This window comes from Streptomyces sp. NPDC034670 (assembly GCF_055574875.1).
This window is the reverse complement of the sequence record NZ_JBVITR010000001.1, coordinates 163,214-182,179: the sequence shown is the minus strand read 5'-3', so window position 1 is coordinate 182,179 and position 18,966 is coordinate 163,214. Positions and strand designations below refer to the sequence as shown.

At 76.2% G+C, this 18,966-nt stretch carries 18 protein-coding genes; 7 read left to right on the top strand and 11 right to left on the bottom strand.

Features of this window, described 5'->3' with window-relative positions:
* Positions 1 to 153: 153 nt before the first annotated feature.
* On the top strand, positions 154 to 519 hold the full coding sequence (locus ACZ56B_RS00835; RefSeq protein WP_468784821.1) for an ArsR/SmtB family transcription factor: 366 nt from the start codon (positions 154 to 156) through the stop codon (positions 517 to 519).
* 82 nt (positions 520 to 601) lie between these two features.
* Positions 602 to 1,438, top strand: a complete 837-nt coding sequence (locus tag ACZ56B_RS00830) for an MBL fold metallo-hydrolase (RefSeq protein ID WP_468784819.1) — start codon at positions 602 to 604, stop codon at positions 1,436 to 1,438.
* Positions 1,439 to 1,474: 36 nt separating this feature from the next.
* Here the strand turns inward: ACZ56B_RS00830 and ACZ56B_RS00825 are convergent, their stop codons facing one another.
* The 5 genes from ACZ56B_RS00825 to ACZ56B_RS00805 form a co-directional block, all read right to left on the bottom strand.
* Positions 1,475 to 3,523 carry an SWIM zinc finger family protein gene (locus ACZ56B_RS00825; protein WP_468784817.1) on the bottom strand — a complete coding sequence of 683 codons (2,049 nt, stop codon included), beginning with the start codon at positions 3,521 to 3,523 and terminating at the stop codon, positions 1,475 to 1,477.
* The gene (locus tag ACZ56B_RS00820; RefSeq protein ID WP_468784815.1) at positions 3,520 to 6,438 is read right to left on the bottom strand and encodes a DEAD/DEAH box helicase; all 2,919 of its coding nucleotides are present in this window, start codon (positions 6,436 to 6,438) and stop codon (positions 3,520 to 3,522) included. Before ACZ56B_RS00820 ends, ACZ56B_RS00825 begins: the two co-directional genes overlap by 4 nt.
* 118 nt (positions 6,439 to 6,556) lie before the next feature.
* Positions 6,557 to 7,135 carry a sugar kinase gene (locus tag ACZ56B_RS00815; RefSeq protein ID WP_468784813.1) on the bottom strand — a complete coding sequence of 193 codons (579 nt, stop codon included), beginning with the start codon at positions 7,133 to 7,135 and terminating at the stop codon, positions 6,557 to 6,559.
* Positions 7,132 to 8,283: an ROK family glucokinase gene (locus ACZ56B_RS00810; RefSeq protein WP_468784811.1), complete on the bottom strand. Its 1,152-nt coding sequence runs from the start codon at positions 8,281 to 8,283 to the stop codon at positions 7,132 to 7,134. The genes ACZ56B_RS00815 and ACZ56B_RS00810 overlap by 4 nt, the downstream gene beginning before the upstream one ends.
* A gap of 76 nt (positions 8,284 to 8,359) precedes the next feature.
* The gene (locus ACZ56B_RS00805; protein WP_468785015.1) at positions 8,360 to 9,097 is read right to left on the bottom strand and encodes a GntR family transcriptional regulator; all 738 of its coding nucleotides are present in this window, start codon (positions 9,095 to 9,097) and stop codon (positions 8,360 to 8,362) included.
* A gap of 128 nt (positions 9,098 to 9,225) precedes the next feature.
* Here ACZ56B_RS00805 and ACZ56B_RS00800 point away from each other — a divergent pair, with 128 nt between their 5' ends.
* Positions 9,226 to 10,248 (top strand): Gfo/Idh/MocA family protein, encoded by a 1,023-nt coding sequence (locus tag ACZ56B_RS00800; protein ID WP_468784809.1) that lies wholly within the window; start codon positions 9,226 to 9,228, stop codon positions 10,246 to 10,248.
* Between the two features lie 23 nt (positions 10,249 to 10,271).
* Here ACZ56B_RS00800 and ACZ56B_RS00795 read toward each other — a convergent pair whose 3' ends face one another.
* Positions 10,272 to 10,946 carry a response regulator gene (locus ACZ56B_RS00795; protein ID WP_468784807.1) on the bottom strand — a complete coding sequence of 225 codons (675 nt, stop codon included), beginning with the start codon at positions 10,944 to 10,946 and terminating at the stop codon, positions 10,272 to 10,274.
* A gap of 103 nt (positions 10,947 to 11,049) precedes the next feature.
* The gene (locus tag ACZ56B_RS00790; RefSeq protein ID WP_468784806.1) at positions 11,050 to 12,336 is read right to left on the bottom strand and encodes a sensor histidine kinase; all 1,287 of its coding nucleotides are present in this window, start codon (positions 12,334 to 12,336) and stop codon (positions 11,050 to 11,052) included.
* A 179-nt stretch (positions 12,337 to 12,515) separates the two neighbouring features.
* Here ACZ56B_RS00790 and ACZ56B_RS00785 point away from each other — a divergent pair, with 179 nt between their 5' ends.
* The 3 genes from ACZ56B_RS00785 (at position 12,516) to ACZ56B_RS00775 (ending at position 14,666) form a co-directional block, all read left to right on the top strand.
* Positions 12,516 to 12,716, top strand: a complete 201-nt coding sequence (locus ACZ56B_RS00785) for a hypothetical protein (RefSeq protein WP_468784805.1) — start codon at positions 12,516 to 12,518, stop codon at positions 12,714 to 12,716.
* A 109-nt stretch (positions 12,717 to 12,825) separates the two neighbouring features.
* Positions 12,826 to 13,635, top strand: coding sequence for an SDR family oxidoreductase (locus ACZ56B_RS00780; protein ID WP_468784804.1), 810 nt, complete (start codon positions 12,826 to 12,828; stop codon positions 13,633 to 13,635).
* A gap of 236 nt (positions 13,636 to 13,871) precedes the next feature.
* Positions 13,872 to 14,666: an IclR family transcriptional regulator gene (locus tag ACZ56B_RS00775; RefSeq protein WP_468784803.1), complete on the top strand. Its 795-nt coding sequence runs from the start codon at positions 13,872 to 13,874 to the stop codon at positions 14,664 to 14,666.
* A gap of 100 nt (positions 14,667 to 14,766) precedes the next feature.
* Here the strand turns inward: ACZ56B_RS00775 and ACZ56B_RS00770 are convergent, their stop codons facing one another.
* The gene (locus tag ACZ56B_RS00770) at positions 14,767 to 15,060 is read right to left on the bottom strand and encodes a DUF5955 family protein (protein WP_468784802.1); all 294 of its coding nucleotides are present in this window, start codon (positions 15,058 to 15,060) and stop codon (positions 14,767 to 14,769) included.
* Between the two features lie 269 nt (positions 15,061 to 15,329).
* Here ACZ56B_RS00770 and ACZ56B_RS00765 point away from each other — a divergent pair, with 269 nt between their 5' ends.
* On the top strand, positions 15,330 to 15,983 hold the full coding sequence (locus ACZ56B_RS00765; RefSeq protein ID WP_468784801.1) for a nucleotidyltransferase family protein: 654 nt from the start codon (positions 15,330 to 15,332) through the stop codon (positions 15,981 to 15,983).
* Between the two features lie 175 nt (positions 15,984 to 16,158).
* Here ACZ56B_RS00765 and ACZ56B_RS00760 read toward each other — a convergent pair whose 3' ends face one another.
* The 3 genes from ACZ56B_RS00760 to ACZ56B_RS00750 form a co-directional block, all read right to left on the bottom strand.
* On the bottom strand, positions 16,159 to 16,455 hold the full coding sequence (locus ACZ56B_RS00760; protein WP_468784800.1) for an Rdx family protein: 297 nt from the start codon (positions 16,453 to 16,455) through the stop codon (positions 16,159 to 16,161).
* Positions 16,452 to 17,366, bottom strand: a complete 915-nt coding sequence (locus ACZ56B_RS00755) for a HipA family kinase (RefSeq protein ID WP_468784799.1) — start codon at positions 17,364 to 17,366, stop codon at positions 16,452 to 16,454. Before ACZ56B_RS00755 ends, ACZ56B_RS00760 begins: the two co-directional genes overlap by 4 nt.
* Positions 17,367 to 17,657: 291 nt before the next feature.
* Positions 17,658 to 18,848, bottom strand: a complete 1,191-nt coding sequence (locus ACZ56B_RS00750) for a cytochrome P450 (RefSeq protein WP_468784798.1) — start codon at positions 18,846 to 18,848, stop codon at positions 17,658 to 17,660.
* Positions 18,849 to 18,966 lie beyond the last annotated feature (118 nt).

The window sequence follows — 18,966 nt, the reverse complement described above, 5'->3', positions numbered from 1 at the left end:
GCCCCCCCACCACCCCGTCCATAGCCCACGCTCTCATGCCACCTAGCCCTCCCCCCCCCCCCCCCCCCCCCCCCCCCCCCCCCCCCCCCCCCCCCCCCCCCCCCCCCCCCCACCCCGGCAGACCGTCCCCGACGCGGCAGGGAGCGCACACCCATGCAGGTCCCCCTCTACCAGGCCAAGGCGGAGTTCTTCCGCATGCTGGGGCATCCCGTGCGCATCAGGGTCCTGGAGCTGCTGCAGCACGGCCCCGTCCCGGTGCGGGACCTGCTCGCCGACATCGACATCGAGCCGTCCAGCCTCTCGCAGCAGCTGGCCGTCCTGCGCCGGTCCGGCATCGTCGTCTCGGTCCGGGAGGGCTCCACCGTCCGGTACGCCCTCGCCGGCGGCGACGTCGCCGAACTGCTCCGCGCGGCCCGCCGGATCCTCACCGAACTGCTGGCCGGGCGGAGCGAGCTCCTGGCCGAGCTCCGGCAGACCGACTCCCCCGTGCCGTCGGTGCCCAGGAGCAGGCGCGGCTGAAGGGCTCCGGGTGTGTGAAACCGCGGTCACGGATCACCCGGGGACGGAAACCGGGCAGCCTCGGCGAGGAAGGGGGCCGGTCATGGAGGGCAAGCCGCCCGAGGGCGTCGCGGAGATCCTGTTCATCGGCAACGCCACCCTGCTGATCCGCTACGGGGAGCTGACGCTCCTGACCGATCCGAACTTCCTCCACCGCGGGCAGTTCGCCCACCTCGGCTACGGTCTGGTGTCGCGCCGGCGCACCGAACCGGCCCTGGACGTGGCGGAACTGCCGCACGAGGACCTGGACGCCGTGGTGCTGTCCCACCTGCACGGCGACCACTTCGACCGGGTGGCGCGGCGCGGGCTGGACCGCGGCCTGCCGTTCGTGACCACCCCGCACGCCGGGCTCCTGCTGAAGGGCCTGTACGGCTTCCGCCGCGCCACCGGGCTGCGCACCTGGCAGAGCCACACCGTGCGGCACGGTGACTCCTCCGTGCGCGTCACCGCCCTGCCCGGCCGCCACGGCCCCGGACCGGCACGGATGCTCCTCCCCCCGGTGATGGGCAGCCTGCTGGAGTTCGGCGACCGCTCCGGGGAGGTCCGCCTGGTCCTCTACCTCTCCGGCGACACCCTGGTGTACGACGGCCTGCGGGAGATCCCCCGGCGGTACCCGGACATCCACCTGGCGGTCCTGCACCTGGGCGGCACCACCCTGCCGGGCGGGCTGCTGGTCACCATGGACGCCGAGCAGGGCGCCGACCTGCTCGACCTGGTGCGCCCGCGCCGGGCGCTGCCCGTCCACTACGACGACTACACGGTCTTCAAGTCGCCGCTGGACGACTTCCTCGCCGAGGCCCGGCGCCGCGGCCACGAGGCGCGCCTGCTGCGGTGCGCTCCGGGCGAGCGGGTGACCGTCGGCGCCCGGACCGCGCTCTGACGGGCACGCCGGCCCCGTCGCCCGCCCCGGGGGCCGTCACCGCTCGCCCCGTGCGTCGAGGCCGGTCAGCGCGCCGACGGGGTCCGGGTCAGGAGTGCCGCGGGGCCACCAGTCGTCGCGGCCCGGTTCGGACTCGTAGGCGTACCACAGGTGATCGCGGCCCAGGCGGAGCTGGACGTGGCCCCGGGGGTGGGTGAGGCGGTTGCGCCAGGGGCGGAAGGCGGGCAGGTCGGCGGCGAGCAGGAGCGGGCGGGCACGGTCGAAGCGGCCGGCCGGCGGGTCCCACGGCTCCTCCAGGACGGCGAGGCCCGCCGGGCCGCCCTGGCGCCAGGCGGCGACCGCGCGCGCCAGCTCGGCGGTGGTGCGCCCGGTGGCGGTGGCGAGGGAGGAGTACAGCGCGCGGGTGGCCGCGGTCAGGCCGGAGCCGGGGCGGGCGGCGGCGAGCCGCACCGCGTCCTGCCACAGGGTGAGCCCGCCGACCGGGTCGCGGCCGGTGGCGAGCAGGGCGTGGGCGCGGGCGGCGGCGTCGGTGGCCAGCTGGTCGAGCGCGAACGGGTCCGGGCCGCCGGGGGACGCGGGGTACACCGGGGGCTGCCCGGGGTGCGCGGGCGGGGGCGGCGGGGCCGGGAGCGGGGGCAGGTCGCGCGGGGCGAGGGCCTCGGCGGCCCGCACGCCGGGCAGGGGCTCCGGCTCCTTCTCCCGGGCGGTCCGGGCGGCACGGGCCGCGCTCAGCCGGGACAGGGCGTCGATCACCTCGCGCTCGCCGCGTCCGCGCAGCAGGAGCAGCACGAACGGGTCGGCGTCGAGCAGCCGGGCGGTCTGGTAGCACAGGGCCGCGGCGTGCTTGCAGGGGTGACCGGAGTCGGGGCAGCTGCAGTGCGGATCGAGGTCGCCGGGGCCGGGCAGCAGCGGGACCCCGCAGTCGGCGAGGGACGGGGGCATCTCCTTGTCCAGCAGGGCCGCGATGTGGCCGGGCCGGTCGGCGGCGGCGTCCAGGAACCGCTCCCAGTCGGCCTCCCGGAACGTCCGCAGCCGCACCTGCACGCGGTACGGCCGCGGCCGGCTGCCCCGCACGTACGCGAGGACGAGCCCCGGCGTGACGGTGATCGCGTCGACGTGGCCCCGCTCGGCGTACCCGCGCCCGCGCGCCAGCCGCGCGGCGTCCAGCGCGCCCTCCTCGAGCGCGGCCACCCACGCGTTGCCCCACCAGGTCCCGGCGAAGCCCGGGCCGTCCGAGGCGCGGGGCGGGAAGGCGGGGAAGGTGCGGCGCAGGTCGCCGTCGCGTGCCGGGGCGGCCATGGAGCGGGGGACGGCGCGGGACGCCGGGGGCTCCGGGGCGCCCCCGGGCTTCCGCTCCGGTGCGTCGGCCGGGGCGGGCGTGCGGAAGGCGCCGGTGGGCGACTCCCGGGCCTCGCGCGCCGCTCCCCCGCCCGTCCGGGTGCCGCGTGCGCCCGCCTCGTCCGCCCGGGTCTCGTCCGCCCGGGTCTCGTGCGTCCGGGCCTCGCCCGCCCGGGCCTCGTGCGTCCCTGCCTCGTCCGCCCGCACCTCGCGCACCCGTGCGTCGGTGGCACGGTCGCCGCGGGTGGTGCGCGGGAGGCGGGGGGCGGGGGACGGGGGGCGCCGTCGGCGGGGTTCGGCTCGCCCCTCCCGGTCCCCGGCCAGCGCGCGGGCGCGTACCTCGCGGGCCGAGCGCAGCGCCTCGCGCGCGACGTCCCCGGGGCGCTGCGCGGGGCGGTCCGCTGACCCCTCCCCTCCGGGTCCGGCAGCGGCGGACGCCCCGCCGGGCGGTGCGCCGCCGGCCGCCGGGGAGGGGGCCGTGCCCGGCTCCACGGGCGCGCCGGCGTCCTGCCCGCCGGGGTCGCCCGGGTCACCGGCCGCCGGCGCCGGGCCGCGCCGGGAGCGCACCGCCCGGCGCAGGGCCTCGCGGGCCGCGTCGCCCGGGCGGGGCTCCCGGTCCGCCGGCCGCCCGGGCCTCCGGGCCGCGGCGGGGACGGGCCCGGCCTGCGGGTCCGGGGCACCGGCGGCCGCCCGCTCCCGCGCCGCGCGCAGGGCCTCGCGGGCCTCGTCGGACGGGCGGGGGGTCATGCCGGCCTCCGCAGGGACACCAGGTCGGACAGGTCGCGGTCGGACAGTTCCGTGAGGGCCGACTCGCCGGAGCCGAGGATCGCGTCGGCGAGGGCGCGCTTGGACCGGAGCATCTCGGCGATGCGGTCCTCGACGGTGCCCTCGGTGACGAGGCGGTGGACCTGGACGGGCTGGGTCTGGCCGATGCGGTAGGCGCGGTCGGTGGCCTGCTCCTCGACGGCCGGGTTCCACCAGCGGTCGAAGTGGACGACGTGGCCCGCGCGGGTGAGGTTCAGGCCGGTGCCGGCGGCCTTGAGGGACAGCACCAGGACCGGGGTCGCCCCGCTCTGGAAGCGGTCCACCATGCGCTCCCGCTCCGGCACCGGCGTACCGCCGTGGAGGAGGTCGACCGGGACCGCGCGCCCGGTCAGGTGCGCGGTGATCAGCCGGGCCATCCCGACGTACTGCGTGAACACCAGGGCCGAGCCGTCCTCGGCGAGCACGGTGTCCAGCAGTTCGTCCAGCAGGGCCAGTTTGCCCGAGCGGGCGGCGAGCCGGTCGCCCCCGGCCCGGGCGTGCTCCTCCTTCAGGTACAGCGCCGGGTGGTCGCAGATCTGCTTGAGCGAGGTCAGCAGTTTCAGCACCAGGCCGCGGCGGCCCATGCCCTGCGCGGTCTCGATGGCGAGCAGGGACTCGCGGACCACCGCCTCGTAGAGCGCGGCCTGTTCGCGGGTGAGCGGCACGGGGTGGTCCGTCTCGGTCTTGGGCGGCAGTTCCGGGACGATGCCCGGGTCGGACTTCCGGCGCCGCAGGAGGAAGGGCCGGACCAGGCGGGCGAGGCGGTCGGCCGCCTCCTCGTCCTCGCCGGTCTCCACCGCGCGCGCGTGCCGGGCGCGGAAGGACTTCAGGGGGCCGAGGAGGCCCGGGGTCGTCCAGTCGAGCAGGGCCCACAGCTCGGAGAGGTTGTTCTCGACGGGGGTGCCGGTCAGCGCCACCCGCGCCGGGGTCCTGACCGTGCGCAGTGCCTTCGCCGTGGCCGAGTGGGGGTTCTTGACGTGCTGGGCCTCGTCGGCGACGACCATGCCCCACTGCCGCGCGGCCAGCACCGGCGCCGCGGAGCGCAGGGTGCCGTAGGTGGTGAGGACGAAGCCGCCGTCCAGCTCGTCCAGGGTGCGGTCCGGGCCGTGGAAGCGGCGGACGGGGACGCCGGGGGCGAACCGGGCGATCTCCCGCTGCCAGTTGCCGAGCAGCGAGGCCGGGCAGACCACCAGGGTCGGTTCGGTGCGGGCCCGCTTCAGGTGCAGGGCGATGACGGTGATCGTCTTGCCGAGGCCCATGTCGTCGGCGAGGCAGCCGCCGAGGCCGAGGGAGGTCATGAGGTCGAGCCAGGCCAGGCCCCGCAGTTGGTAGTCGCGCAGGGTGGCGTCCAGGCCGGGCGGCGGCTCGGCGGGCCGCACGCCGGCGGTCAGGCGGTCGCGGAGGGCGGCCACCGCGCCGGCCGGCACCGCCTCGACCGTCTCGCCGTCGACCTCCGCGCGGCCGGTGAGGGCGACGGACAGCGCGTCGACCGGGTCGAGCAGCCCCAGGTCCCGCTTGCGGGCCTTGCGGACGAGGGCGGGGTCGACCAGCACCCACCGGTCGCGCAGCCGGACGACGGGACGGTGGGCCTCGGCCAGGGCGTCCATCTCGGCCTCGGTGAGCGGGTCTCCGCCGAGCGCGAGCTGCCAGCCGAACCGCAGCAGGTCCCCGCTCTCGAAGAGGCCGGTGCCGTCGGTCGCCGAGCCGGGAGCCGGGCGGACCACCGCCGTGGCGGTCAGGTCCTGGGCGAGGTCCCGGGGCCAGTGCACCGCGACCCCGGCCGCGGCGAGCCGGCCGGCCGCCGCGCCGAGCAGGTCGTTCAGCTCGTCCTCGGACAGCGCCAGCACGTCGGGCACGTCCTGGTCGCGGAGCCGGTCCAGCGGCGGCCAGACGCGGGCCGCGCGGCGGACGGCGAGGGCGGCGTCCACACGCGCGCGGGGGCCGAAGGCGCCGTCCGCCGCGCCCGCCCACAGGGCGGCCGCGTCGGCCACGAGCGTGGGGTCGGCGAGGCTGTGCACCTGGACGACCGCCGCGCCCGCGGCGCGCGCGGCGTCGCCGCCCGCGGGGGCGCCGTCGAAGAGGTCGTACGCGGACAGGTCGAGGCGGAGCGAGATCCGCACGCCCGCGTCCATCCCGGCGGCGACCTCCGCGGCCCAGTCCCGGGCGCCCGGCAGCCGCTGGGCCTGCCGGGCGGCGAACGGCGGGCCGCAGGCGTACGCCGCGGCCGGGGTGCGGGGCAGCGTGTCGGCGACCGCGTCCAGGAAGGCGCGCACCAGCGCCTCCGGCTGCGGCAGCCTCAGGGGGCCGGGGCCGGGCAGCGGAACGGCGTGGCCCTCGTAGGGGAGGGCAGCGGCCACGGCGCGCAGGTGGGCCACGTCGTCCGGGTCGAGCGGGCCGGCGCGCCAGGCGTCGTGGCCGGCGGCGGTCAGGCCGGGCAGCAGCCGGCCGCGCGCCGTGAGCCGCAGCGCGTGCAGGGCGGCGGCGCCCCAGCAGGCGGTGGCGGGGTGGGCCGCGGGGTCGCGGCGGGCGCGGACCAGCAGGGGCAGCGCCTCCTCCAGGGGGAGCGAGAGGGCCGGGGTCGTCCGCCGGCGCACCCCGGCGCCGTGCGGGCGGACGACGGTGAGGTCGGTGCGGAGCGCGGACGCGGTCCCGCCGGACGCCTCGTCGGGCGGTCCGGGGGGTGGTGCCTGCCCGACGGGGCCGCCCCCGGGGTCGTAGAAGGCGACGCGTCCGTCGCGCGGGAGGGGGGCGGGCAGGAAGACGGCGGCGAGCCGGACGGGGACGTCCGCCCCCTCGGCCCCGACCGTGCCGCCGGGCCCGGTCCCGCTCCGCCCCACCGTCACGACCCGTTCGCCCATGTGCCTCGTCACCTCCCGCCCGCCTGCCGGACCACGTCCGTCCCCGACTCTACGGGCGGGGTCCGACAACCGGCCCCGGCGGCCGGTCCGGCGTGCGCCGGTCCCGGGCGGCACGGGGTCAGGGCACGGTGCGGGAGACGACGTACACCCAGGGATAGCCCGGTTTGTCGTGGTTGACGACGACCTCGTGGGTGGGCGCCGGGTCCTTCTGCTCGTGGACCAGGCCCGACCAGGTGCCGGGACCGTCGAAGGTCCAGCCGGTGACGTTCCGGTCGCGCTCGCTGATGGGGAGCTCGCCCCGCTCCAGGTCGTCCGGCCGCACGCCCATGCTGGTGAGGAAGGCGCTCAGGCCCGCGTCGGTGGTCTCGAACTCGACGTAGAGGCGGCTGGTCTTCCAGTTGTTGGTCTCGTAGTGCGCCACCCACCAGGCGGGGATCGGGACGGGCACCTGGTAGAGGCGGCGCTGCAGCTTCGACGGCCAGCCCTCGGTCAGGCCGGTCGCGGAGTACTTCGCCTCCTTGTCCTTGCCGCTGGCCCGGCTCTGGTTCGCGGAGATCACCAGGTACCCGGCGGGGATGCCGATGAGCAGCACGATGATCAGCAGGGTGAGCGCCCTGCGGCGGATCACGTGCCCGCGGTCCTCGGCCGGACGGGATCCGCCCGGGGCCCCCGTCCGCCGGGGGGGTCCGCCCGTCACAGCGACTCCTGGACGGCGCGCCGGGCCTGTGCGTAGTACCGCTCGTAGCGCTCGTACCGCTCGACCCGGCGGCGCTTGGCCCGGCGGAAGCGGCGGGCGACCAGGCGGGCGAGGTCGGCGGCGCCGACCATGCCCGCCTCGGGGCCGAGCTGGGCGCGGACGATGTGGGCCTCGGGGCGGTAGCCGCGGCCGGTGAGGTGCCGCTTGAAGGCGTCCCGCGCGGGGCCGATCAGCAGGTCGTCGGCGGCCGAGACCCCGCCGCCGACGACGAAGCAGGACGGGTCGAGGGCGGCGGCGAGGTTGGCGATGCCGACGCCGAGCCACTGCCCGATGTCCTGGAGCAGTTCGATGCACATGGCGTCGCCCTCGCGGGCCAGCTCGGTGATCATCGGGCCGCTGATCTCGGCGATGTTCCCTTTGACGTGCTCGATGATCCCGAAGGCGACCGGGGAGTCGGCGGCGGCCAGCTCGCGCGCCTCGCGGACCAGGGCGTTGCCCGAGCTGTACTGCTCCCAGCAGCCGCGGTTGCCGCAGGGGCAGCGGTGGCCGCCGGGGACGACCTGCATGTGCCCGAACTCGCCGGCGACGCCGTACTTGCCGCGCTTGACCTGCCCGTCCTCCAGGATCGCGCCGCCGATGCCGGTGCCCAGGGTGATCATGACGAGGTGGTCCTCGCCGCGCCCGGCGCCGAAGCGCCACTCGGCCCAGGCGGCGGTGTTGGCGTCGTTGTCGACCAGCACGGGCACGGACAGCCGCCCGGAGAGGCGGTCGCGCAGCGGCTCGTTGCGCCAGGACAGGTGGGGGGCGAACAGCACGCGGTTGCGGTCGGCGTCGACCCAGCCGGCCGCTCCGATGCCGACCGCGTGCACGTCGTGCCGGTCGGACAGGTCCAGCACCAGCTCGACGATGGTGTCCTCGACGACCTTCGGGCTCTTGGACTTGTCCGGGGTCTCCGCGCGGATCTTCTCCAGGATGTTGCCGTCGGCGTCCACGACGCCCGCCATGACCTTCGTGCCGCCGATGTCGATGCCCACCGTCGGGACCCGGGGCGCCGTCAGGTGGGAGCGGCGCTCCCGCGTGCCGACGGTTCTGAGGACCGGGGCCCGGCGGGATCCGATGGGGGCGGTGAAGTCGCGGTAGGTGCTCATCGAGCCCGATTCTGCCGCACCGCCCCGCCCCGGACCGAACGGGACGGCCGGGAAAGGACGCGCCGCACCGCGGTCGTCAGGACCGGACGAGCAGCTGGAACTCGAAGGAGTAGCGGGAGGGCCGGTAGGTGTGGGTGCCGAACTCCACCGCGCGGCCGGTGTCGTCGAAGGTCACGCGCTGCATGGTGAGCAGCGGGGCGCCGGTCTGCTCGCCGAGCCGTTCGGCCTCGGCCGCGGTGGCGGCGCGGGCGCCGATGGTCTGGCGGGCGCTGTGCAGGGTGATCCCGGCGGTCCGCATCAGCCGGTACAGGCCGGTGGCCTCGAGCTGTCCGGTCACCAGGTCGAGCAGGCCGGGCGGCAGGTAGTTGCACAGGTACGCCATCGGCTCCCCGTGCGCGAGGCGCAGCCGTTCGATCCGGTGCACCTCACCGCCCTCGGCCACCCCGAGGGCGGCCGCGACCTCGGCGGGCGCGGCGACGACGGTGTTGAGCAGGACCTTCGTGGCCGGGCGCTGGCCCGCCGCCTCCAGGTCGTCATAGAGGCTGCTGAGCTCCAGGGGGCGTTTGACCCGGCTGTGCACCACCTGGGTGCCGACGCCGCGGCGGCGCACGAGGAGCCCCTTGTCGACGAGGGACTGGATGGCCTGGCGGACGGTCGGCCGGGACAGGCCGAGCCGCGCGGCGAGTTCGATCTCGTTGCCCAGCAGGCTGCCGGGGGTCAGCGTGCCCTGCTCGATAGCGGCCTCCAGCTGCTGGGAGAGCTGGAAGTACAACGGCACGGGGGAGCTGCGGTCCACGCTCAGCTCCAACTGCACGGTCGGGTCCACTTCTTGTTTCGGCACGGCCCGAGCGTAGTCCCGTGCGCTGTTGACGGGAAGTCGTGTAGTCCGGTTGTCCGGACATGCGGATTGACAGGAGGGGAAGCGGGCCCCACTTTGTCTCCATGCGCATCGGGATCATCGGCACGGGCCGCATCGGCGGTCTCCACGCCCGCACCCTCAGCAGGCACCGCGACGTCGGCTCCCTGATCCTCACGGACGCGGACCCCGCGCGGGCCCAGGCGCTCGCGCACCGGCTCGGGGAGACGGCCGCGCCCGGGGTGGACGAGATCTTCGCCTGGGGAGTGGACGCCGTGGTGATCACGACGTCCACCTCCGCCCACGCCGAGCTGATCGGCCGCGCGGCACGGGCGGGACTGCCGGTGTTCTGCGAGAAGCCCGTCGCCCTGGACCTCGCGGGCACGTTACAGGCGATCACGGAGGTCGAGGCCGCCGGAACCGTCCTGCAGATGGGTTTCCAGCGCCGCTTCGACCCCGGTTACGCGGGCGCGCGGGAGGCGGTGCGCTCGGGCCGGCTCGGGCGGCTGCACACCGTGCGGGCGACGACCGGCGACTGCGGGCCGCCGCCGGCCGGGTACCTGGCGCAGTCCGGCGGGCTGTACCGGGACACCCTCGTCCACGACTTCGACATCCTGCGCTGGGTGACCGGGCGGGAGGTCGCGGACGTCTGCGCCACCGGGTCCGACGCGGGGCCCGCGCCGTTCCGGGAGGCGGGCGACGTCGACACCGGCGCGGCGCTCCTCACCCTCGACGACGGCACGCTCGCCGCGGTCACCGCGACCCGCCTGAACGGCGCGGGCTACGACGTGCGCATGGAGCTCGCCGGGGAGCGGGACCAGATCGTCGTCGGCCTGGACGACCGTACGCCGATCGCGTCCACGGAACCGACCGGGCCACCCCCCGCGGACCAGCCGTGGACCGGGTTCCTGGAGCGGTTCGGGCCCGCCTACGAGGCGGAACTGAACGCGTTCGTCGAGGTGGTGCGGGGGGAGCGGGCCAACCCCTGCGACGGGCGCGAGGCCCTGAGGGCGCTGCGGATCGCGGAGGCGTGCGAGCTGTCCCGGCGGGAGCGCAGGGCCGTCCGGCCGGCGGAGCTGGGGCACGGGGCGGGCGGGGCGTTCGACTGAGGCGGACCGGGCACGGCGCGGCGCTACCGCCCTTCGGCGTCCTCCAGGAGCCCGGCGTCGTGGGCGAGCAGGGCGATCTGCACGCGGTTGTTGAGGCCGAGCTTGGCCAGGATCCGGGAGACGTGGGTCTTGACCGTGGCCACGCTCATGAAGAGCCGGGCGGCGATCTCGGCGTTGGCCAGCCCCCGGCCGACCGCGACGGCGACCTCGCGCTCCCGGTCGTTGAGGGCGGCGATCCGCTCCCGTGCGTGCGTGCGCCGCGTGTCGGCGGCGGTGCCGGCCGCGTGCGCCATCAGCTGGCGGGTGACGGCGGGCGACAGGACGGGGTCACCGGCCGCGACCCGGCGCACCGCGGCGAGGATCTCGGCGGGCGGGGTGTCCTTGAGGACGAAACCGGCGGCGCCGGCGCGCAGGGCCCGCAGCACCTGCTCGTCGGCGTGGAAGGTGGTGAGCACCACCACCTGCGGGGCGTCCTCGCGCCGGCGCAGCATCTCGGTGGCGGCGAGCCCGTCCACCGTCGGCATCCGGATGTCCATCAGGACGACGTCCGGGCGGGTGCGGTCGACGAGTCCCCCGACCTCGCCGCCGTCGGCGGCCTCACCGACGATCTCGATGTCGCCGGCGCCGCCCATCATGAAGGAGAGCCCGGCCCGCACCAGGGGGTCGTCGTCGACGAGGAGCAGTCTGATCGCGGTCATGGGAGGTACGTAATCACGCCGGGGCGGGGCGTGGACATGCCGGGCGGCCGGTCCGCCGGGCTCCCGGCCGGGAAGTCGCGCCCCGGCGCGTCCGGTGCGCGGTTCACCGCCGCTCCCCCGCGCCGGTGCCGGGCTCCGCGCGTCCCCAGGGCAGCTCCGCCCGCACCTCGAACCCGCCGCCGGGCGTGGGCCCGTGGTCCAGGGCGCCGCCCGCCAGGGTGGCCCGTTCGGCGAGGCCGATCAGGCCCTGCCCGGCGCCGGGCACGGGCGGCACGTGTCCCTGGGGCGGGGGGTTGCGCACGGTCACGGTGAGCCCCTCCCCCGGGCCGCCGGCGACCGTCACGGCGACCTCCGCGCCGGGGGCGTGCTTGCGGGCGTTGGTCAGTCCCTCCTGGACGATCCGGTAGGCGGTGCGACCGGTGGAGGCGGGGACGGCGGCCGGGTCGGTGACCCGCTGCTCCAGGGTGACCTCCATGCCGGCCTGCCGGGACTCGGCGACCAGCGTGCCGAGCGCCGCGAGCGTCGGCTGCGGCCGGCCGGCGTCGTCGGACTCGCCGGCCCGCAGTACGCCGATGATCTCCCGCAGGTCCTGCAGCGCCTCGTGCGCGCTCTCCCGGATGACGCCCGCCGCCCGCGCGACCTCCTCGCGGGGCGCGTCGGGCCGGAACTCCAGGGCGCCCGCGTGCACGCTCAGCAGCGTCAGCCGGTGCGCGAGCACGTCGTGCATCTCCCGGGCGATGGCCTCGCGCGCGAGGCGCTGCGCCTGCTCGGCGCGCAGCCGGGCCTCCGTCTCGGCGCGCCGGGCCCGGTCCCTCAGGCTGAGCAGGAGCTGCCGCTTGGAACGGACGAACATGCCCCAGCCGACGATCGCGGCGAACAGCACCACGAAGAGGACGAGCATGGCGAGGTAGGGCAGGTCCGGGTCGGGACGCCACCAGAAGTAGAGCGGGACGGTCACCAGATGGGCGCCGCCCACCCACACCATGGACCGGAAGGGACGGTGCACGGCGAGCGTGAACAGGGCGATCACGGCGGCACCGCCGGAGGTCTCCGAGACGAAGCTGACCGGGACCATGACCGCGGCCAGGCCGAGCGGCCAGCGCCGGCGCAGCCAGACCGCGGCGCAGGACAGCGCCCCGAGCAGCTGGTCGACGGCGACCAGGGGCTCCGGGACGGAAGGGGTGTCGGCGAGCGTCACGGCGGCCGCCAGGCCCACGAGGACGGCCAGCAGGAAGCAGGAGAAGTCGACGATCCAGTCGCGCACGGTGCGCCGGGGCCGGCGCCCGGGGCGGGCCGTGTCGGGGTCGAGCTCGTGGACGAGGGCGGACGGGAAGAACCATCTGCGCCCCGTGAACACCGGGACGGCCTGCGCCGCCTTGTCACCAGTCACGGTCGACAAATCTATGCGGAGGGCGGTCCCCCCACGGCACCGCGGGCGGGATCACCGACCGAAGTCGCACCGCCGCAGACTTCCGTCGCACCGGACGGCACGGATCGCGGTCTTCCGCCGGACCGGTCCCGCCCCTCGGCCGATGCGGACGAGGGGCCCGTGGGGCGAGGGTCGACGGCATGAGGCAGTTGCTGGGATTCCTGGGTTTCATCGCGCTGGTGCAGGGGGTGGCCGGCCTGGTCACCGAGTTCTCCGACTGGCACTGGGGCCTCGTCCGGCGGGTCGGTCTCCTCGACGGCCACGAGGTCTACGCGAGCGTCGCCCTGCTCGTGCTGGGCGTCGCCCTGCTCGCCGCCGCGGAGAGCCGGAAGTCCGGCTGACCGCCGGCCGGACCACCGGGCGGGCGGCGCCCGCGGCCCGTCGGCCGTGCGCGAGGTCGGCGTCCGATCGCCGCCGGTTTTCCGGGGGCCGGGGCACTGGAATGGAGGCATGAACTCGACGACGAACTCCTCGGACTCCTCGAACTCCTCCCGGCTTCCGGACTCCTGCGGCCCCTCCGGCTCCTCGCGGACCCTGCACGGCAAGGCGGCCCTGGTGACCGGCGGCAGCCGCGGGATCGGCGCGGCGACGGCGCTGCGGCTCGCGCGGGAGGGCGCGGACGTGGCCGTGACCTACGTGAACGGGAAGGATGCGGCCGCGGACGTCGTACGGGCCGTCGAGGCGCTGGGGCGCCGCGCGGTGGCCCTGCGCGCGGACGCCGCGGACCCGGCGGAGGCCGCGGGGGCGGTGACGGCCGCGGTGCGGGCGCTGGGCCGGCTCGACATCCTGGTGAACAACGCGGGCGTCGGTCTGCTCGGCCCGGTGCAGACCCTGTCCGCCGCCGACGTCGACCGGGTCCTCGCGGTGAACGTGCGCGGGGTCTTCATGGCCTCGCAGGCGGCCGCCGCCCACCTGCCGGCAGGGGGCCGCATCATCACCGTCGGCACCTGCATGACCCAGCGCGTTCCCGGCCCCGGCGGGACGCTCTACGCGATGAGCAAGTCGGCCCTGGTGGGTCTGACCAAGGCCCTGGCACGGGAGCTGGGCGGGCGCGGGATCACGGCGAACATCGTCCATCCGGGTCCGATCGACACCGACCTGAACCCGGCCGACGGCCCCCACGCCCCCGGTCAGGCGGCCATGACCGCGCTGGGCCGCTTCGGTACGGCCGAGGAGGTGGCGGACACCGTCGCCCACCTGGCGGGGGCGGCGTACGTCACCGGTGCGGAGTTCGCCGTGGACGGCGGACACGCGGCGTGAGGCCGGGGCGCCGCCGAGGTGCCGTGCGCCGCGCGGGCCGCCCCCTCCCCGGGGGCGGCCCGCCGGGCCAGCCGCCCGGTTCCCGGTGGCGGGCGGCCGGGGCGGCGCGCCCCGATCGGTTCCGCGAACCGGGACGGCGCTCCCTCCGGGCGGAACGCGGCAACGCGCCGGCGGGCGGCCGACCGGCCGCCGGGTAGGCTTCTGGCCTCCCCCGCCAGTCCCGAAAGGAACGCGCCGTGCCGACGTCCAGCGCCAGCACCACCGACTCCGCCCGGTCCTCCGCCAGCGGCGGCGTGCAGTCCCTCGAGCGCGCCTTCGACCTGCTCGAACGGATGGCGGACGCGGGCGGCGAGGTCGGTCTGAGCGAGCTGTCCGCGAGCAGCGGCCTGCCCCTGCCGACCATCCACCGCCTGATGCGCACCCTCGTGGCCTGCGGGTACGTGCGGCAGCAGGCCAACCGCCGGTACGCGCTCGGTCCGCGCCTGATCCGGCTCGGCGAGTCCGCCTCCCGGCTGCTGGGCACCTGGGCGCGCCCGCACCTGGCCCACCTGGTGGAGGAGACCGGCGAGACGGCGAACATGGCGCTGCTCGACGGGGACGAGGTCGTCTACGTGGCACAGGTGCCGTCCAAGCACTCGATGCGGATGTTCACCGAGGTCGGCCGGCGCGTCCTGCCGCACTCCACCGGCGTGGGCAAGGCCCTGCTGGCCGGCCTCCCGCCGGAGGAGGTCCGGGCGCTGCTGGCCCGCACCGGCATGCCCGCCGCGACGGAGAAGACCCTCACCACCCCGGAGGACTTCCTCGCGGCGCTGGAGGAGGTGCGCCGCCAGGGGTACGCCGTCGACGACAACGAGCAGGAGATCGGCGTCCGCTGCCTCGCCGTGCCCGTGCCGGGCTCCCCCACGGCGACGGCCATCTCCATCTCCGGTCCCGCGGGGCGGGTCACGGAGGCGGCGACCGAGAGGATCGTGCCGGTGCTCCGGCAGGTCGCGGCGGAGCTCTCCGAGGTGCTCACCGCGTCGGGCGCCTGACCGCAGGCGACGGCCCCCGGTCCCGGTGGTCCGGGGCCCGGCCCCGCCCTGGTCCTCCTCACTCCCGGCGTCCCGTCGCGGGCCCGCGCACGGGCGCGCGTCAGCTCCGCGGCGGTTCCCCGAACAGCTCCACCGCGTCCCGCACCTCCCGCACGCCCCGCCGCAGCGCGCTCACCGAGCCGATCGCGCCCGCGACCAGCAGCAGCGAGCGGCGCAGCCGGGTGACCTCGGGACTGCCCCCGGCGGCCAGGGAGTCCAGCGCGGCCAGCTCCTCCTCCGCGATGCTCCGGTCCGGGAACTCCGCCGGATGCGCGGCGAGTTGCCGACGCAGCCGGGACACGGCGGACCGCAGCTCCGCCGTCCGCGGGTCCCCGCGACCGTCCCATGGGTCCACGCGACCGTCCCATGGGTCCACGCGACCGTCCCGTGGGTCCACGCGACCGCCCCGTGGGTCCACGCGACCGCCGGGCATCCGCCGCCGCTCCACGCTCCGCACCACACTCCACCCCCTGGCACGCCGTTGTGCTCCTCACCGCCCGGCCCCGGCACACCCCGCCGACCGGTCGCGCCAGTAAACGCCACCCCGGCGCCCTCGCGCCAGTCCGCTGCGTCATCGTCCCGCTCCGGAGCGTGACACCGCGGCCGGTGCGGTATGCAGGAGGCATGGCGGGCGACGAGGACCGAGTGGCGGGACTGCTGCTGGCCGCGGGCGGCGGACGGCGTCTGGGCGGGCGGCCGAAGGCGCTGCTCGCCCACCGGGGGCGGCTCCTCGTGGAGCACGCGGTGGGGGCGCTGCGCGCGGGCGGCTGCGCCCGTGTGCACGTGGTCCTCGGCGCGCGGGCGGACGAGGTGCGCGCCCGCGCCGCCCTGCCCGGCTGCGTGCTCGTCGACAACCCGCAGTGGGAGCGGGGCATGGGCACCTCGCTGCGGGCCGGACTGGACTCGCTGGCCGGGACCGGCGCGCGCGCCGCGCTGGTCTCGCTGGTCGACCAGCCCGGCGTCGGGGCGCGGGCCGTCGCCCGGGTCCTCGGCGCCTACGCCTCCCCGGCGTCGCTCGCCTCGGCCGCCTACGACGGCGTGCGCGGCCACCCCGTCCTGCTCGGCTCCGCGCACTGGGCCGGGATCGCCGCGGCCGCCACCGGCGACCGGGGGGCGCGCGCCTACCTGAGGGAGCACGCGGAGCACGTCGCGCTCGTCGAGTGCGGGGACGTGGCCGAGGCGTACGACATCGACACCGCGGCGGATCTGGCGCACCTCGAACGGGCGGCCCGCCCCGCGGGGACGCGCCGCCCGGCGGAACGTGGAACGTCCACATGAGGAAACCACCGTCCACGCACCGGAAGCGCTCGGCCCTCACCCGGGCGTCCCCCGCCGTCCCGGGCCGGCCGGTGTCCGCACCGGCGCCGTCCCCGCCGGCCGCCCTCGACGAGGACCACGCCGACTTCCTCACCCTGCCGGCGCACGAGCAGCTCGGGGCTGAGGCCCAGCCCCGCTACCCCTCCGAGTGCCCCAGGGGTTTCCCCGGGGCCACGCGGTCGCGGACGGCCCGCTTCACGGCCGTCGGCTCCGGGAAGCCCTGCTCGCGCCGGTCCCACACGACCTCGTCGCCGACCCGGACGACGAAGACGCCCCCCGTGCCGGGCCGCAGCGACAGCTCCGTCAGCTCCGCCTCGAAGGTCGTCAGCAGCTCCTGCGCCAGCCAGGCCGCCCGGGGCAGCCAGCGGCACCGGGTGCAGTACTCGATCTCCACCCGCCGTGCGTCCGCCCCGACCCGTCGTACGTCCGTCATCCCAGGTGCACCGTCCAGTCCTGCTCCGCCGCCGGCCTGCCGTGCAGGTCCGGGACCCGCTTGAGCCAGTCCGGGCGGCCCTGCCGCGTCCGCGCCGCGCGCCGGGCGTTCTCCTGCGCGAGCTCCTCGGCGCTCGGGAAGTCGGTGGGCAGCCAGTCCCCGGACGCCCGCACGCGCGCCTGGAGGTACCCCACGTACGCCTCCCGGGCCTCCTCGGGCGTGGCGAAGCCCGGCTCCTCCGCCAGCCAGGCGTCGGGCACCTCCGCGGTGACCGCCCGCAGCAGCTCCTCGGTCACCCGGGGGGCGAGTTCGGCGTCGGCGGCGCGGACGTCGGGGCCGTACCCGCCGAGGGCGTGGTGCCGGAAGTCGTACGCCTTGCGCGGGTCGGTGCCGTCCCAGCGGTGGTGGAAGAGGAGCGCGGCCCCGTGGTCGATGAGCCACAGCCGCGGGGGCGCGACGCCGAGGGTCGGCCAGACCATCAGGTTGGAGCTGTGGACGGTCCGGTCCACGTTCACGGTCAGCGCGTCGAGCCAGACGATCCTCCCCGCCTCCAGGGGATCGACGGGGAACGCCCGCGCGACCTCGGGGGTGAGGTCGCGGGCGCCCGGCAGGTAGTCCATGCCGAGGTTGGTCCCGGCGCTGGCGGCGTGCAGCTCCCGCACCTCCTGGTGCGGCTCGTCCCCGGCGATCCGCGGGTCGAAGCGCACCAGGACCAGTTCGGGGAAGCGCAGGCCCAGGGCGCGGGCCAGCTCACCGACGATCACCTCGGCGACCAGCGCCTTGCGGCCCTGCGCGGAGCCGGTGAACTTCACGACGTAGGTGCCCAGGTCGTCGGCCTCGAACACGCCGGGCACGGAACCGCCGGACCGCAGGGGGGTGACGTAGCGGGTCGCCGTGACCTCCCTCAGCATCCCGGGAGGTCCCGTCGTGCGTCCGTCCTGCCTTCCACAGCCACCTCCGAAGTGCTGCGCTCCGGGGTCGTCCCCGCGATCACCCCTGGGAGGGCCCGGGGATGTCCGGCCGGCACGCCCGTCCCCTTCCTCCCGGCGGTCCGCCGAGGGCGGTGCGCCCTCGCTCACGGACTCCGGTATGAAGTGAGCATAGTAACCGAGCGTGACAGCCGGAGCCGAACGGCCGGTCCCTCGTGGACGGACCACCCGGCGTCCCCCCGGCGGCGGCCGGCGGCCGGCGGGGTGTCGCGTTCAGAACACCAGCGGCAGTTCCCTGACCCCGGTCATGCTCAGGCTGGGGAGGAACCGGGGCGGCCGGTCCGGATCGCTCCGCAGGTTCGGGAAGCGGTCCAGCAGGATGTTCAGCGCCACCCTGCCCTCCAGCCGCGCCAGCGGCGCGCCGATGCAGAAGTGCGCCCCGCGGCCGAACGCCAGGTGCGGGTTCGGGTCCCGCGTCGGGTCGAAGGTGTCCGGATCGGTGAAGTGCTTCGGATCCCGGTTCGCCACGCCGAGGAAGGTCACCAGCAGGGAGTCGGCGGGGATGCGCTCGCCGCCGAGTTCGACCTCGGTCATGGTGGCCCGCGCCGTCCCCGCGAACGGGCTGTAGTACCGCAGCGCCTCCTCGATCGCCGCGGGCACCATGCTCCGGTCCTCGCGCACCCTGGCGAGCCACTCCGGATGGGTGTCCAGGCACAGGATCGAGTTGCCCAGCAGCATCGTGGTGGTGATGTGCCCGGCGATCAGCAGGACGTTGGAGAAGTTCACCACTTCGTTGTCGCTGAGGCGTTCACCGTCGACCTCGGCCTGGACCAGTTTGGTGATCAGGTCCTCACGGGGGTTCCTCCTGCGGTCCTCCACGTGTTCGCGCAGGTAGTCGCCGAGTTTCGCGACCTTCGCCATCGCGTCCTGGAGCCGCTGCCGCTGTTCCTCGGTCCGGTCGACGAAGGAGAACTCCTGGGTGGCCTCCATCAGCGCGCTCCCCCAGTCCCGGAACTTGTCCCGGTCCGCGGCGGGCACTCCGAGGAGTTCGGCGATGACGATGACCGGAAGCGGATAGGCCAGGTCGTTGACCAGCTCCATCCGGTTGCCGTCGGGCACCGCGTCGAGCAGCTCGTGGGTCAGCTCGGCGATGCGCGGTTCCAGATCGGCCACCACCTTCGGGTTGAAGGCGTGGCTGATCAGCCCGCGGAGCTTCTTGTGCTCCAGCCCGTCCATCTGGATGAGGTTCCCCTCGCTGAACTGATCCGCGCCCTCCATCATTTCCTGGGGGATGACGCGCTGGGTGTTCGAGGAGAACGTCGCGGGATTGGCCAGGACGTGCTGGACCTCCTGATAACCGTAGACGCACCAGATCCCGGCCTCCGCGTCGTAGCGCACCGGGGCCTCCGGCGCCTGGCCCCGCAGCCAGAACTGCGCCTCGTGGATTCCCCAGGTGTCGGCCATGGATGTCACGTTTTGCCACCCTTTGCTGAATTGTAGGTATGGATCCGCCGCGGAAGCCCGGGAGTGATTCCGTGAATGTCGCGCCGGCCTTCCGTGAAGCCGTCCGCAGGGATGCGGC